This window comes from Candidatus Babeliales bacterium (genome assembly GCA_035455925.1).
Lineage (GTDB): Bacteria > Babelota > Babeliae > Babelales > Vermiphilaceae > SOIL31.
Window position 1 is genome coordinate 80,071 of the sequence record DATIEE010000028.1, and the last position, 16,199, is coordinate 96,269.

Genomic DNA, 16,199 nt, shown 5'->3' on the forward strand with positions numbered 1-16,199 from the left:
AACTTTTGCGACATTTGTGCAAGAATCAAAAAATAAAATGCAAATCTAGTAATTCTATAATCTAAAATTACCATTCGTAAGCTTATTTTTTTTCTGTTACACTAATAATAATTAACAAATATAAGAAAAAGATTATGTCATACTTTAGATTTGAACTTATTCACACATCACAAAAATCCTTTGCCCGTGTTGGTCGTATTCATACGCCGCACGGCATTATTGATACGCCAAGTTTTGTTGGAGTAGCCACTAATGCAGCACTTAAAGCAGTTGACTCAGTTACTGTATCTGAGATTGGTATGCAATTAATGTTCTGCAATACCTATCACCTTATGTTACAACCCGGGACAGATATCATTAAACGAGCAGGCGGCTTACACACTTTTATTAATCGAGATATGCCAATAATCACCGACTCTGGAGGATTTCAGGTATTTAGCCTAGCATACGGTACCGTCAAAGATGAACTTAAAAGTCGTGGACAAAAAACAGGCAACAATCTCATACTTAAAACAACCGAAGATGGGGTGCTTTTTAGATCATATCGTGATGGATCACCAGTATTACTTACTCCAGAAACATCTATCGCCGCACAAAAAGACTTGGGTGCAGATATTATTATTCCTTTCGATGAGCTACCACCTTATCATATTGACCATAACAAGCTCGTCAATTCGCTCCATCGCACTCATCGCTGGGAACAACGATCACTTGATGCACATCTAACAAACAAACAAAATCAAGCTATATACTCAGTTATTCATGGCGGTATAAACAAAAGCTTACGAAAAGAGAGTTGTGAATTTTTAACTAAACTGCCTTTTGATGGTCATGCAATTGGTGGAAGCATGGGAAAAAACAGAGAAGAAATGCTTGAAATGCTTACTTTTATGATGCCATTATTGCCACGAGATAAACCCAATCATTTACTTGGCATTGGTGATTTAGCATCCATTGAGCCATCTATTGCGCTTGGCATTGATACATTTGATAGTTCTCATCCAACTAGGTGTGCACGCCATGGACTTCTTTTTACAACTAATGGTTCTGTTAAAATCGGTCATGCAACACATAAAACTGCTTTTCAACCAATCGATACAACATGCAGATGCTACACATGTAAAAATTTTACACGAGCATATCTTCACCATTTATTTAAAGCAGGAGAATTGAGCGCATACACACTTGCGACCATTCATAATCTTTACTTTATGGTAGAATTGATGAAAACATATAGACAAAAAATATTACATAATGAGTTATAAAATATTATGATACGAAAAATAAACTCTCACGCCAATCCAATTATCAAGCATGTTGTGCAGCTCCACAGCTCAAAACATCGCTCAAAATTACAAGAATTTATTGCGGAAGGTTTCCGCACAATTGCAACGATACTTAAAGCTAATAATGAACTTCTCACATTATTTACCATTGAAGAGTATCTTTATGACGCACAACAACTGACTGATGATAAGCATATTATTATTGTTGATGAATCAGTAATGAAGAAGATAAGCAGTTCTCAATCTCCTAGTGGGCTTTTGGCAACATTTCGCATTCCACCACAACCATCATTTGACACTATAGAATCAGGGATTGTCCTTGCACAAATAACGGACCCTGGCAATATGGGAACATTAATTAGAACAGCTGCCGCAATGAACAAAAAGACAGTTATTTGCATAGAAACAGTTGATCCATGGAATCAAAAAGTAGTACAAGCAACCGCAGGCGCTATTGGTGTTGTTTCCATTTTTTGCATTTCCTGGCATGATCTTTTACTCAACAAAAAAAATATACCCTTGTGTGCTCTACTGCCAACAGATGGTAAAAGCCCAAACACCGTTAACTTACGCGATGCATTAATCATTATTGGCAATGAAAGCCATGGAATACCAAGCGAATGGGTTGCACAATGTGACGAACAAATCACATTGCCAATGCCCGGAAAATTTGAAAGTCTCAATGCCGCTGTTGCCGGATCAATTGCGCTTTATCTCGCTGCTACACACTAAAGGAAATATACATGTCGACACAAACAAATAAACTTTCATTATGGTCTGCAGTTATTATTAACCTCAATATCATTATTGGCTCAGGAGTATTTATTAATACCACCGAACTTGCAAAACGAGCTGGATTATTGGGTGCTCTTTGTTATGCGCTTGTTGGCCTTTTATTGCTTCCTCTTATTTTATCGTTCGTAAGACTTTTGCAATTTCATCCAAGCGGGGGATTTTATTCATTCTGTAGCGCATCATTACATCCACTATTAGGATTTATTAACACATGGTGCTTTTTTTTCGCAAAACTTTCATCAGCCACATTAGTTATACATATTTTTACGCTACTCATGCAGAAAACATTTCCTGTGCTAACTTTTTGTAGTCCAGCATTATTTGATATGGGAATTTTAGCATTACTCCTAGCACTCAATATGCTTAATGTAAAAACAGGAAGTAAAATTCAAGGCTGGTTGATGATTTTAAAACTATTTCCTCTCTTTTTTGTAATTGTATCAGGGCTCTTCTTTTTACAAGGTGGAAATTTAACGCCATTACACCAATTATGGTCAGGAATTCCCTCAGCCATTCCTTTAGTTCTTCATGCAATGCTTGGATTTGAAATAGCCTGCGCAATTAGCCGTAATATAGAAAACCCAGAAATAAACGGACCGCGATCAATACTCATTTCTTATGGCATTGTTATCATATTATATGTGGCATATCAAGGCCTTTTTTATGGAGTACTCGGCACCGATCTTGCACAACAAACAGATTATCGTGGCGCATTTCCACTGCTAATCAGTAAACTTGGCATCAGTGATTATTTACGTAATATACTGGGACATCTTATTCACCTTGCAATTGCTACATCTGCATTAAGTGCTGGATTTGGTGTCATTTATGCAAATATGTGGAATCTTTATTCACTTGCAGAACTTAATCATACCATTGCCCCAACAGTTGTTATGCAACGTAACCGTTTTAATATTCCTTTTGTTTGTGTTCTTGCACAAGGTGCTATTATGCTTTTTTATATACTTATTATTCGCGGAGAACAAGTAACGTTTCAGCAACTTAGTGCCTTTGGAGCGACAATAACCTATATACTAAGTATTTCTGGTCTTCTTGCAACGCTCTATCAAAAAAAAGAATCAGTATTGTTACCAATCATGGGCCTGGTCAATTGTGCAATTTTATTATCTGCTTCATTGTATGCGATGTGGAAAACCAATAACCCCTTGCCCTTGTATATGTTTAGCGGCATTATATTGTGTGGGATCATTATATATTTACTATCAAATAAAACAAATAAGGGTGAACGGTGAAAAAAATATTTTTAGCTTTATTTTTAGTAACTATGTCTAAGGTATTATCTACTATTCATATGGACCCTATGAGTCCTATAAAGCTACCATCGCAGCAAGAATTATGTCAGCATCTTAACGATGCGGGATTTAATGATTTTGTTAAAGAAACCCATTTTGACAAGGAATTTGGAGATAAAGAAATCCGATTATTTGAATTCGTCCTACTTATTAATTTTATCGATTTGAGGCAACCAAAACGATTGACACATAAGGAGAGGCTAGAAATAACAACAATAGTTCTGAAAGAATATCCACAAGCTTTAGAGTTTCTAAAAGAACATAATTTGTATGTAACGAAAGAATATCAAAACAAACAATAATATGATAAGGGTTAGCAATGACTAAATTATCTTTAGCTATACTTTTACTTGGTGCATGTAGTGGATTATCTGCTATAGGAAATACCTTAATAAGGTTAGCATCTCAGCAAGAATTACGTAACCGTCTTAATAATACAGGATTTGATCATTTTGTTGAAAAAACTAGTATCGATCAAGAGCTAGGGGGTAGAGAACAACATCCGCTAGAAGTTATTAATGCTGTTAATTCAGCATTATATGATTATAGCCAAATCATTAAAAATCCAGTGTTAAATATGCTCATGAGAGAAGGCAAACCTCGTCTTATAAAAATAATTCTACAAGAACATCCACAGGCAATAAAATATTTAAAAGAAAAAAATTTATTGCAATAATCAATTTTTTATACGTTAAAAAACTCTTAAGCTAAAACTTGAGGGTTTTTTAACGTAATAGATACTTCTTATTGACAATAACTACCAACAAGTGGTACCATAAAATTGATAAAAATCGAAAAAAGTACCATGAACAAAAACAATCGTAAAACGTTGAACTTAGTTTTTAAACGACCTGTTCCCTCAGACTTACGATGGAATGAGATAGAAACATTACTTATTGCCTTAAAAGCTGAGATCAGTGAAGGAAACGGTTCAAGAGTACGCATAGCATTAAATGGTATCAAGGCGGTATTTCACCGTCCTCATCCGACAAGAGAAACTGATAAAGGTGCAGTTATATCCATGCGAAAATTTTTAGAAAATGCAGGAGTTAAATATGATGAAATATAAAGGTTACTTTGGAGAGGTAACATATGACGATAAAGCAAAGATATTTCATGGAGAGGTCATCGGATTAAAAGATATCATTACCTTTCAAGGAGAAAGCGTTAATGAACTCAAAAAAGCATTTCAAGATTCAATAAATGATTATTTAACGTGGTGCCATGAACGTAACGAACAGCCAGAAAAAACATATTCTGGAAAACTCCACCTACGAATGAATCCCACGTTGCATGCTCATCTTGCTATAGAAGCAGCAAATCAAGGCCTGAGTTTGAATGACCTTATCAATCAAAAACTATATAAATAGCAAAAAATACACAATTTTAACGTAACTTTAACGTAATGATCGTTAGCAAGCACAGTACTAAGGAAATAATGCCAAAGCGTGCGGTGATCTTTGATTCTGGCCACCCAAGAAGCTCAAAATGATGATGAATCGGTGCCATTTTAAATATTCGCTTACCTAAATATCGTATCGAAAAGACCTGTAAAATAACTGATACCGTTTCAACGACAAAAAGCCCGCCCGCGAGAGGCAGTAAAAGTTCCTGTTTTGCCATAATTGCCATCAACGCAAGAGCTGCTCCTAATGCCAATGATCCAACATCACCCATAAATATTTGTGCTGGATATGTATTATACCATAAAAAACCTAGCGAAGATCCTATCAAAATAGCTCCAATGATGGCAATTTCAGCCGAACCAGCGAAAGGGATATGTAAATAATGTGCAATTCCATAATGACCAGCAAAATAACAGATTAATGAAAATGTCGCAAAATTTGGTAATAATGATCCAATAGCAAGCCCATCAAGCCCATCCGTCAAGTTGACCGCATTACTACAGCCGACAATAATAAAAACTGCCCAAGGAATGAATAAATAACCCACGTTAGGGTTAAAATGCTTAAAAAAAGGAAAGATAAGTTCCGTTGAAAAAGAAGTGCAAAAAACTAGCGCTAATACCACACTAGTAGCAGTTAACAGCTGTAATTTAAATTTTGTTCCAGAGTTAATACCTGTATGGTGGCGAATTTTATTCCAATCATCCCAAAAACCTACTGCGCCAAATCCCAAGATGCAAAACAGAAAAATCCATACTTGTATCCGTAGTATATCACACCATAATAAGGTATTAATCACTACTACGACCAAAATTAAAACCCCCCCCATGGTTGGCTTATTATCCTTTGCACGATGAGCTTGCGGGGTGTATTCTCGTGCTTTAGAACGAAAAAATCGTTGAGAAAGCCCTAAAAAAAAGTCCCCTAACAAGAGCGAAAAGAGCAATGAACTAAGCAAAGAGGCTACTGCACGCACACTTACATAGTGCAAAACATTAAAAAATGGCCAATAATGCTTCAAATAAAACGATAAATAGTATATCATGCGCTATAATAGGTAATTAAGAACTAAACAATATATAAGGTTAATAATAATGAAAGTAGCGATTAATTCAAGCGTTTTGAGGCACCTTTGACGAAAGATTAATAATAGAGTAGACTATAATAGTGATCAGTAAAATAGAATAAAACATATTACCTTCCCAAATTAGAAGGATTTTTTATGAAATATATCACAAATAAAAAAAGTATTTTAAGCAAATTAGCACTAGTCACATCAATTTTTACATTCAGCGCACATTTATATCCTGTTCACTGCGAAACAAGCGTAGAAGTAATACAATATACGGCAGATAAATTCATTGCAGTTGAAAAGCATCTCTCTGAACTTGTTAACCCTAACAACAAAACTTCATTAAATATCTTCATTACTGCATTAGTAACAATGTTCAATGATTTTGAAAGAAAAAAAACTGATGCATTAACCAGAAGCCATAGCAATGAAACAACAATGGCAATTGACCTTATGGGTTATCTATTACAGCATGGAAATATTTTACTCAGCATTTTAAAAAAATATAATGGAAAACCATCCAATCAAGCTACGGTTTTTGGTGCAGAAATAAAGAAAGAATTCAACACTGAGAAGATATTTGGCGAAATGATCAGCAAATTACAAACCCTCAGATGTAAAGCGATGAACTCAGATCACAAGCAATTAATCAAAAAAATTGATTATCTTATACACATAATTCAAAAGAAAAAAAATGAATGGAATGATAAAAAAGATTATATGCTTCTTACAGGATTAGCGTATCGTATGCAATGTTGCTAGTAAAATAATCTATTTTTTCATAAAATGAAAATTAAAAAAAGATGTATATAAAAAATACATCTTTTTTTTAATGCAATAATATCAAACACCAATACACTAAAAGAAACACTGTTTATATACCTTTTTCTTTTTCCTTTTTAATTGCATCACCTATAAAAATTAAATAACTTATATCTACTTTTTATTATGCTGTGTATAGTAAAAAAGCAAACATAAAATTATTTAAATGAGGTAATATATGCACTATTCTAATCTTGTGAATTTATTGAATTTTAAGTATCATATAATTTTTATGAGTTTATGTATAATAAATACTCAACTCATTAGCAATATTGATCACAACATCACCCATAGTCAATCAGGAAATTTAATGTCACACGAAAAAAGTACCATGGAATCAGAGGTACAACCTATTCATCAACATGTCATAAAAAAAGTATTGGATAATGGACTTACTCTCTTAATTCGTGCATCACATGAAATACCAAAAGTATCTTTTCAAATCTGGTATAATGTCGGATCTAAAGATGAATTAACTGGTGAAAAAGGCATTGCACATCTGATTGAACATATGATTTTTAAAGGCACTGATACATTGTCAGAATCAGATATTAACACCTTGGTACATAAACTTTCTGGTAGTTGCAATGCATTCACTTCATATGATTATACGGGTTATCTTTTTAATTTCCCTACGCATCATTGGCATGAAGCATTTCCTATTGTTGCTGATTGTATGATTAACTGCCTCTTTAATGATGATATGCTTAATTCAGAAATGAAAGCAGTAATTCAAGAACTAAAATTATATAAAGATCAATACGAACGTTCTCTTATGGAAGAAATGATAGGAATGATTTTTGCAGATCATCCTTATCACTTTCCTATTATTGGCTACAAACAAGACCTATGGACCGTTACTGGTAAAGATTTGCTTTCATTTTACAAAAAACATTACAAACCCAATAATGCTACAATCGTTATTGTTGGCGATGTAGATCCTGATGAAGTTGAAGAATTAGCAAATCGTTACTTTGGTTCAATTGCACAAGATCCATTCTATACAAAAAAACCAAATTTTTTTCATCGCGATATCTCATCAAAATCATTAACTATCTATCGTGAAGTTGCCCAACCAACATTAGCATATGCATTTGTTGTACCAGGGATGATTGCAAAAAAAGATACTGCGCTTGATATTTTTGAGTGGATCCTGGGTAATGGAAAAAGTTCACGTTTATATAAAAAATTAGTTAATGAACTTCAATTGGTAACAAGCGTATCAACAGGATTTTGGAACTTATTTGACTATGGAATATTTTTCATTTTGGTAGAACCAAAACAAATCGAAGATGCTTCTAAAATTGAACACATTATTCTGACCGAATTAGATGATCTTGCAAAAAACGGCATTACTCATGAAGAATTTGAAAGAGGTTATAAAAAAACAAAAATGTCTTTTTACAGTCTTTTAGAAGCTATTGAAGATCAAGCATACGCAATTGGTCATACGTATTTAGCTACTGGTGATGAAAACTATGTATTTACTGCCTTGGAACAACCTGAAGGATTGCTTAAACAACAAATTCAAGATATGGTTACTTCATATTTTCGTCCTACAATCATGCATAAAGGATTTATACTACCGCTACCGGAATCTGAAAAAAAAGAATGGGCTATTCTACAACAAGAATCAGATCGTGAAGATGAAAATATTCTTGCAGCCCGTACACGCTCAACAGAAGTTGAATCTGCAGTATATGCAAAAACAATTGAAATTCAAACACCCACACATTTTAGCTTTCCTAAGCCCACAATAACCACGCTATCTAACGAATTAAAAGTGCTATATCACGATAATAATATGACCCCTAAAATTAATATTATTCTCGAGTTTAAAGCTCGCTCACATTATGACCCTCAAGATAAACAAGGATTATATACGTTTGTGACAGATATGATGACTGAGGGTACAGTTCATTACACTGGCCAGGAACTTGCTGATGCCATTGAGTCTCGCGGTATGTCAATTAATGTTTATCCTGGTGGTATTGCCATAAAAATGCTTCGTGATGATTTTGTTTTTGGACTTAATCTTTTAAAAGAAATTTTGACCAATGCAACATTCCCTGAAGACGAAATAGAAAAAGTACGCGATCAACTATTAGTCGATATAAAACAATATTGGGATGAACCACGATCTTTTGTAGGTGATTTAGTACGTAAAGCTCTTTATAAAAATCATCCCTACAGTAAGCAAAGTATTGGAACCACTGAATCTATTACATCAATTACGCAACAAAATTTAATAGATTTTTATAAAAAATATATTTCTCCTTCTGGCGCTCGAATAGCAGTTGTTGGTGATTTAAAAGGTTATGATATAAAAAATGAACTAGAAAAAGCTTTAGGTGATTGGCAAGGACCAGTTGTCGAGGAATTAAATTATCTTCAACTATCTCCCGTAAAATCTGAAGAAATAAATTATTTCATTAATCGCGATCAAGTTGTTTTGTGTTTTGCACAATTATCTATTAATCGTCAGCATCCTGATTTTGATAAATATTTATTATTTGATCAAATCTTTGGTGGAGGCGTTTTAGGATCGATGAGTTCACGCTTATTCGATTTACGCGAGCAAACAGGCCTGTTTTATACTATCCGTGGCTCATTAATATCAGGTGCTGATGAACAACCAGGAATATTTCAAGTACGTACTATTGTTTCATTAGATAGGCTTGCAGAGGCTGAAAAAATGATTAAACAAGTTATTGATACTGTTGCTGATACAATAACAGAAGAAGAACTTGCGGAAGCAAAATGTGCTGTTGTAAATACACTTGTTGATAACTTTGTATCTAATAGCGATATAGGAAGCACATTTTTATATATAGATCGTTTTAAATTTCCTGTTGATTATTTTGATAATCGAGCTGAGCAGTTAGAAAAAGTCACCCTGGATGATATGAAAGAAGTAATTAAAAATATTTTATCATCAGATAAAATTATTACGGTTCGAGCTGGTCGTGTATAAGAAAAATATACGTTAATAAAAATTTACATTGCGGCTAACATTATTTATATAATTCTATAAGTAATGTTAGCCGCAATGTAATTACATACCAAAAACAGTTATTTTTTGTTCGCCAATAACATGCTCTTGGGTAAATATTTTTTTATCCCAACTTTTTTCTCTATCGCGATCAAAAATAACTAAATAACCTTCAGTTGCATTAGCAATATCCATATATTCAGCTGTTTGCTGTAACCCATCGGCTAGTGTGGCACTACTGCGCTTAACTTTGATCTCAATGACAATTCGTTGAGTATGCCACTGCAACAGTAAATCAACCCGCTTGCGGTCAAGTGCATATTCACGATGAATTGTACCGCCACCATTAATAACTCGTTGTAAAAAAGCCATTAACAATAAATGAGGACCTGATTCTTTATACTGAAAGTCGGCAAGCCATGTTGCTGAATTTTCACGATAAAATTGTGTAAATTTTTCTAAAAGCTTATGCATATTCAATGAGCCATCGAGGTTTTGATAAAATGAAACTGATTCTCTAATTCGTTCTTGGGTAACTTGTGCAAGTGCTCGTGGAATAATTTCTTGGTATATAGGATTAGCAATATCAAAACTATGAAGCTTTATGAGCCCTAAATCTCTGATATACTGCACATCATCTGATGGGAATGTTGTTAAATCACTCTGAGTACCAATAATAGCATCCATAATATTGCGTACTCGTGGTTCTTGTAAACGATCAATCAATACATCAATATGTGTATCACATCGCTTGATAAGCGTTTCTTTTGCTCGCTCAATTACATCTTTTGTGATTGGCTGACTACGATCAATAACATCTCTAAAACATGATTGATATGCAAGTGCATTAACTAGCCATGGTTGCCCTTGCGTTAAATAATAGGCATATTCAATTGCTTCGTCAGTAAATTGCTGTTGTGTGTCATCTGTATGTTGTCCATATAAATCACGTACTTGTGCCAACGAGAAATCAGGTAATGTAAGGCTTTCAGCTTTTATATTAAATGCACTACCACCAAGCACCATAGTATGCTCCGATTCTGACCAGATGCGATAATCACGAACATCACGAACGCCAAATAGACATATTGATTGAGGAAAATTTTTTGGACGATCTGTATAACCTGCTCTGAGTTGACGAAGAACAGAAATCAGTGTATCTCCAACAAGAGAATCAATTTCATCAATAAAAAGAATTATTGGTTGAGTAAGTTCCGTGCTCCATGCTTGAAGAATATCTTTAAAGCTATTTCCAGAAGTTTTTTCCAGTGTTTTTTCTATTATTGCAAAAATAGGATCGGTTGAGTTACAAATTATTTTTGCGCGGCTCCGCAGCTGCCCTAAAATAATTTCCATTCCTTTGTCTACATTACCTCGTGCAACTTGAGCTGGCTCAACATTTATATAAAGTGCTTGATACACACCTTCAGTATTTAATTGATCAACAAACATTTGAATAGCGGTTGTTTTGCCGCTTTGACGCGGTGCGTGTAAAATAAAATATTTTTTTTCGTTAATAAGTTGTCGTATTTCAGCTTCATTTAATCGATGAGGAACATAATAATGATCTTGTGGATTAATGGGTCCTGCGGTATTGAAAAAACGCATATTTTTTCCTTACTATGATAATTGCCTATTATGTTTATCGTATATAATTAACATTAATAAAAATATTACTATATTAATAGGACTGATACAGATTGTATCGTATTTTTTGACAATAATTTTCACTATGGGTACCATTATTCTATTAATAGAATTATATTTTATTCATTGTTGAGAGATTATGAAACAGAAAAAAAGTTTTTATGTGACAACCCCTATTTATTATGTTACAGCTAAGCCTCACCTAGGATCATTATATACAACATTGCTTGCTGATACTATTGCGCGATGGAATAAGCTGCAAGGTAACGATGTCTGTTTTTTAACAGGTACCGATGAACATGGGCAAAAAATAGCCCAAGCAGCTGAGTTAGCGGGAAAAAGTCCCAAAGATTTTGTTGATAGTTTTATTGGTGATTATAGAAAAGCTTGGCAGCTATACGATATTGACTACGATATATTCATGCGTACTACTGATGCATATCATATACAAGGTGCTCAAAAATTTATTACAACATTAATAGATCGTGGCTATATTTATAAATCAGTTTATAAAGGTTGGTATTGTACACCGTGCGAAACATTTGTTGCAGAAATTACCGATGAAAATATATCCGCTAAAGGTCCTCAATGTGCTTCATGTTGCAGAGATACGCATATCGTTTCAGAAGAAACTTATTTCTTTAAATTATCCTCATTTTCTGACAAACTACTTGAATTCTATAAAAATAATCCTGGTTTTATTGTACCCAAGGAACGAGCTCACGAAGTAGTAAGTTTTGTTACTTCAGGATTAAAAGATTTGAGCATATCTCGCACCACGGTTAAATGGGGTGTACCGTTTCCACATGATCCATTACATACCGTTTATGTTTGGGTGGAAGCATTATCAAATTACATAACAGGTGTTGGTTTTGGTCAATCTGATAAAATAGATGAATTTAATAAACGTTGGCCTGCAGATTTGCATATTGTAGGCAAAGACATTGTACGTTTTCATGCAGTGTACTGGCCAGCCTTATTGATGGCGGCAGACTTACCATTACCTAAAAAATTACTTGTTCATGGTTGGATTAAGGTTGATAAACAAAAAATGTCAAAATCATTAGGAAATGTTATTGATCCAATCGAATTACAAAAAAAATATGGTGCTGAAGTCATTCGTTATTATCTATTGCGACAAATTCCTGTCAATCAAGATGGTGATTTTTCTATGCAAGATGTTGAAAATCGCATAGAAGACGATCTTGCTAATGATTTAGGCAATCTCTTAAATCGCATGGTTGCATTAGCAGAAAAATATAATTGTATGGATATTAAACCTTCAGTAGTTTGGTCGCAAGCAGCATTAGATTTACGTGATGAAAGCTACAATACCATAGAAGATTTTTGTGCGCATATGGATGATTATATGTTTCATCACGCGCTTGCACGTTTGTGGAAGTTTATTCATGCAATAAACAGTTATTTTCATGGGCAAGAGCCATGGAAAGTTGCTAAAGTTGATAAAAATATGTTCATGGAGATTCTTTCGGTAACCTGTCACAGTTTGCACATAGTAGCATTATTATTGTGGCCAGTAATGCCAAAAAAAATGGAAGAATTATTATCGAGCCTTGGTGTAATGTTTACGTTGAAAAATAATGCATTGGAAAGTTTAAAACTAAATAGTTGGAATAAGCATTTTATGGTAAAGAAAATTTCTACATTATTCGAAAAACCAGCGCGAGAAGCTGCAGAAGAACAACAAGCTGTACAACAACATGCACAGGAATCAACGACAGAACTACCAAAATCCGATTATATTACTATTGATGATGCCGTTAAAGTTGAACTGGTAACCGGTACAATTGAAGCATGTGTAGAAGTTGCTGGTTCAGATAAATTATTACAGATGACTGTTAATCTTGGCGCTCAGGGAAAACGCACTGTTTTAGCTGGACTTAAAAAGTTTTACACACCGGCTGAGATGATTGGAAAACGAGGACTATTTATTGCTAACTTAAAACCACGTAAAATGGCAGGAATAGAATCTCATGGCATGATGCTCGTTGCAGAAGATGAAAACGGTAAACCGCAATTGGTTACATTTTCTAATAATGTTGCTAATGGCATTCGTCTGCGTTGAATTGTTCATACTATGAAACATATATTTTTGATTTTGATTTTATTCTTTTCCAGCTCCATAACAGCAATGGATCAAAGTGTACCTGAACTTTTACCTAAAGATATCTGGACAATTATCTTTGCATATCTAGATTTTAAAACAAAGCATTCCTTAATGAGAACATGCACATCTTTTAATAAAGAATATAAACAAAAAATTTTAAATAAAAATTATGTAAGTAAAGATCTTGGACTTACATTTAATGAATTTATTAATGGTTTATTTTATTTTAAAAATAAGAATAATAGTCTTTCTTATTTATGTCGTAATTCATTGCCTATACATAAAAATGAACTTTTAATTTATTTTAAGGAAAAACAATATAAAGGTGTTGATACAGTTGCAAGTGATTTATTTTTATCCCAATGTAAAAAAATGCTTGATCAAGATAGCAGTGCCGGGGTGAAATTTTATCTTCCTTATCATGTGGTTATTTCATGTATTAATTCGCTAAAAAAGTTGATAGTTAATAAAAACAGTGATGATGAATCAATCAATGCGGTTGCATCATTTCTTGAAAAAAGCAATGAATCTCAAAAAAAAATGTTAAAAGAAATATGTACTTTTTTTGAGGTAGAATGTATCACCACCAGTATGATAGCGATTATGAGTCAATTACAAGCGGAATCAATAACAGATATAGAAGATTGTCTCTCTGATGCTCTTAAGCAAGGTTGTTTCCCCGCTATTGTTTTATTTATGAGTTATATGGGAGAATATAAATCTATTAAATCAGAAACAAAGGCAAATCGCCTTTATTGGGCACGCAATCATCAGGAGAGGTTATTATTAGCTCGAACAGAATGTGATTTTTTTAATAAAAATCCTCTTGGTTCTGCTATTATAAATAAAGAATTAGATTTGGTTAAATCACTGATTTCAATTATTGTTCAATCTGGACAAACTAGATGTCTAAGTGAACGTAATGAATATATGAAAACTCCATTAGTTATGGCGCTCGAGTTCGATTCAGATGACATCCTTAAAGAACTTATTGCAGCAGGGGCATACTTGCTATTAGGTGAACATACTGTACAAAAACAAAGTTTTTTTACTCAAGCAAATATACAAAGACTTATTGCATGTGGTTACGATATAAATGGATTAGTCGTTTGTGATAAAAAATCATCAAATTTTTTACATCAGGCAATTACGCAGGATAATCAAGGATTGGCTACATGGCTATTAAAAAATGGTGCTAAAATTGATATTTTGTCTATTAATGAAGCAATAGCAAAAAATCAGATTGATGTAATTAAATTAATGTTAGCACAAGATAAAAGTTGTTTTAATGTTGATCATTTATGTCGTGTAGTACGTGGTCAAAATATAGAAATAACAAAGATGTTGCTTGCAACTGGTATAGATATAAACGAGAAAAATCATGAGAATCATAATCCTATTTATTGTTGTCCATCTCATAATGTTAAAAACAAAAATATATTAGAAATATTATTTAATGCTGGTGCAAATATTTATGATATTATCTATTTTATGGAAAAAGTCGTTATACAATGTATTGATGAAAAATCTATAATAAATTCACTTAATTATAATAAAGAAACTAATAAAGGTTGCTATCAAAGTAATTACTTATTGCATTGTGCTGTGGAAGAAAGTAAATATGAACTGGTAAAAACACTTATTTTATATGGTGCTGATGTTAAGAGAGAGCTTGATAATGCATGCGATAAACCTAAAATTTTAAAAATTTTATTCGATGCAGGTGCAAATGTTTTAGATGTTTATTTTTGGAATCAAAAAAAAATCGTTGAAAATATTGGTGAAGAATGTACCATAAAATCTCTTGAAAATAATGAAGAAATTAATAAAACAAAAGAAGAATACATTACTAAATTAAATGATTTACTTGCTATAGCTATAGAACAGAAAAAATTAAAACTAATAAAAAAGTTACTATCATATGGCGCTAGTGCTAATGAAAATCTTAATGATGCATGCGACAAGCCTGAAATTTTAAAAATTTTATTCAATGCAGGTGCAAATATTTTAGATGTTTATTCTTGGAATCAAAAAAAAATCGTTGAAAATACAGATGAATCAACTATAGTATCTTCGCTTAAACAAAATTATGAAGTTAATAAAAATAAAAAAGAAGCACTTAACGAATTGTTTTTACTATCAATTAACTTAAAAAAACAAATAGTAGCGCAAGCCTCAGTGGTTAGTGGAGCTAATATTAATGCTTGCCTTTATCAATTGGGTATTTTGTGTTCTTTAGAAGACCAAAAGAAATCGCTTTTTGCGTATGCACGGAAAAATGGTATTAATACAATTTTAAAAAAGGATAGTCTATTTTTTAATAGACGTATAGCTTCTATAAAAAATAACAAACCTGTTTCTATCAAAAAACTTAATAACATTAATAGCACGACTTATGATGGTTCTTTACTCGATTTCAAACGAGAAATATGGATAATTAATCTTTTAAGAATGGACGGATTTGTGTCGAAAATAGATAATAATAAAAAATATAGATTATCTCGTTCAAAAAAATTTATTGGTGTTGATAACAAAATTGATCAAATCCAAAAAGCGATAAAAAATAATATACAAGCTAATAAAGAGCATGAGTGGTATTATCAATCATTTGCTAATAAAAATATTAACAATGATATTCATTATGCTTATTCGAGAAATATTACTAAACAAAGAATGCTGCTATTAAATCGAGAATAGTGAGGCAGTCGAATTAGATTACTGATGATATTTATGTGCAT

General features: G+C 32.9%; 13 protein-coding genes. 11 read left to right on the plus strand and 2 right to left on the minus strand.

The window, feature by feature from the left end; genetic code table 11:
* Positions 1 to 134 precede the first annotated feature (134 nt).
* The 7 genes from tgt (at position 135) to VLB80_04170 (ending at position 4,764) form a co-directional block, all read left to right on the plus strand.
* Positions 135 to 1,265, plus strand: a complete 1,131-nt coding sequence (gene tgt, locus VLB80_04140) for a tRNA guanosine(34) transglycosylase Tgt (protein HSC25373.1) — start codon at positions 135 to 137, stop codon at positions 1,263 to 1,265.
* A gap of 6 nt (positions 1,266 to 1,271) precedes the next feature.
* A complete protein-coding gene (locus VLB80_04145) occupies positions 1,272 to 2,018 on the plus strand; it encodes an RNA methyltransferase (protein ID HSC25374.1) in 747 nt (248 codons plus the stop codon).
* 11 nt (positions 2,019 to 2,029) lie between these two features.
* Positions 2,030 to 3,334 carry an APC family permease gene (locus VLB80_04150; GenBank protein HSC25375.1) on the plus strand — a complete coding sequence of 435 codons (1,305 nt, stop codon included), beginning with the start codon at positions 2,030 to 2,032 and terminating at the stop codon, positions 3,332 to 3,334.
* Positions 3,331 to 3,696, plus strand: a complete 366-nt coding sequence (locus VLB80_04155) for a hypothetical protein (GenBank protein ID HSC25376.1) — start codon at positions 3,331 to 3,333, stop codon at positions 3,694 to 3,696. Before VLB80_04150 ends, VLB80_04155 begins: the two co-directional genes overlap by 4 nt.
* A 17-nt stretch (positions 3,697 to 3,713) precedes the next feature.
* Positions 3,714 to 4,070, plus strand: a complete 357-nt coding sequence (locus VLB80_04160) for a hypothetical protein (protein HSC25377.1) — start codon at positions 3,714 to 3,716, stop codon at positions 4,068 to 4,070.
* Positions 4,071 to 4,175: 105 nt separating this feature from the next.
* A complete protein-coding gene (locus VLB80_04165; GenBank protein ID HSC25378.1) occupies positions 4,176 to 4,463 on the plus strand; it encodes a type II toxin-antitoxin system HicA family toxin in 288 nt (95 codons plus the stop codon).
* A complete protein-coding gene (locus tag VLB80_04170; GenBank protein HSC25379.1) occupies positions 4,450 to 4,764 on the plus strand; it encodes a type II toxin-antitoxin system HicB family antitoxin in 315 nt (104 codons plus the stop codon). Before VLB80_04165 ends, VLB80_04170 begins: the two co-directional genes overlap by 14 nt.
* A 16-nt stretch (positions 4,765 to 4,780) precedes the next feature.
* Here VLB80_04170 and mraY read toward each other — a convergent pair whose 3' ends face one another.
* On the minus strand, positions 4,781 to 5,758 hold the full coding sequence (gene mraY, locus VLB80_04175) for a phospho-N-acetylmuramoyl-pentapeptide-transferase (protein ID HSC25380.1): 978 nt from the start codon (positions 5,756 to 5,758) through the stop codon (positions 4,781 to 4,783).
* A gap of 264 nt (positions 5,759 to 6,022) precedes the next feature.
* On the opposite strand from mraY, the gene VLB80_04180 reads away from it, so the two are divergent.
* Both VLB80_04180 and VLB80_04185 read left to right on the plus strand, forming a co-directional pair.
* Positions 6,023 to 6,634, plus strand: coding sequence for a hypothetical protein (locus tag VLB80_04180; protein HSC25381.1), 612 nt, complete (start codon positions 6,023 to 6,025; stop codon positions 6,632 to 6,634).
* 370 nt (positions 6,635 to 7,004) lie between these two features.
* Complete coding sequence (locus VLB80_04185; protein HSC25382.1) at positions 7,005 to 9,668, plus strand: pitrilysin family protein; 2,664 nt, start codon at positions 7,005 to 7,007, stop codon at positions 9,666 to 9,668.
* Positions 9,669 to 9,749: 81 nt separating this feature from the next.
* Here VLB80_04185 and VLB80_04190 read toward each other — a convergent pair whose 3' ends face one another.
* On the minus strand, positions 9,750 to 11,294 hold the full coding sequence (locus VLB80_04190) for an AAA-like domain-containing protein (protein ID HSC25383.1): 1,545 nt from the start codon (positions 11,292 to 11,294) through the stop codon (positions 9,750 to 9,752).
* Positions 11,295 to 11,472: 178 nt separating this feature from the next.
* On the opposite strand from VLB80_04190, the gene metG reads away from it, so the two are divergent.
* Together metG and VLB80_04200 are read left to right on the plus strand one after the other, a co-directional pair.
* Positions 11,473 to 13,419 carry a methionine--tRNA ligase gene (gene metG, locus VLB80_04195; protein HSC25384.1) on the plus strand — a complete coding sequence of 649 codons (1,947 nt, stop codon included), beginning with the start codon at positions 11,473 to 11,475 and terminating at the stop codon, positions 13,417 to 13,419.
* A gap of 12 nt (positions 13,420 to 13,431) precedes the next feature.
* Positions 13,432 to 16,158: an F-box protein gene (locus VLB80_04200; protein HSC25385.1), complete on the plus strand. Its 2,727-nt coding sequence runs from the start codon at positions 13,432 to 13,434 to the stop codon at positions 16,156 to 16,158.
* The last annotated feature ends 41 nt before the right edge of the window (positions 16,159 to 16,199 follow it).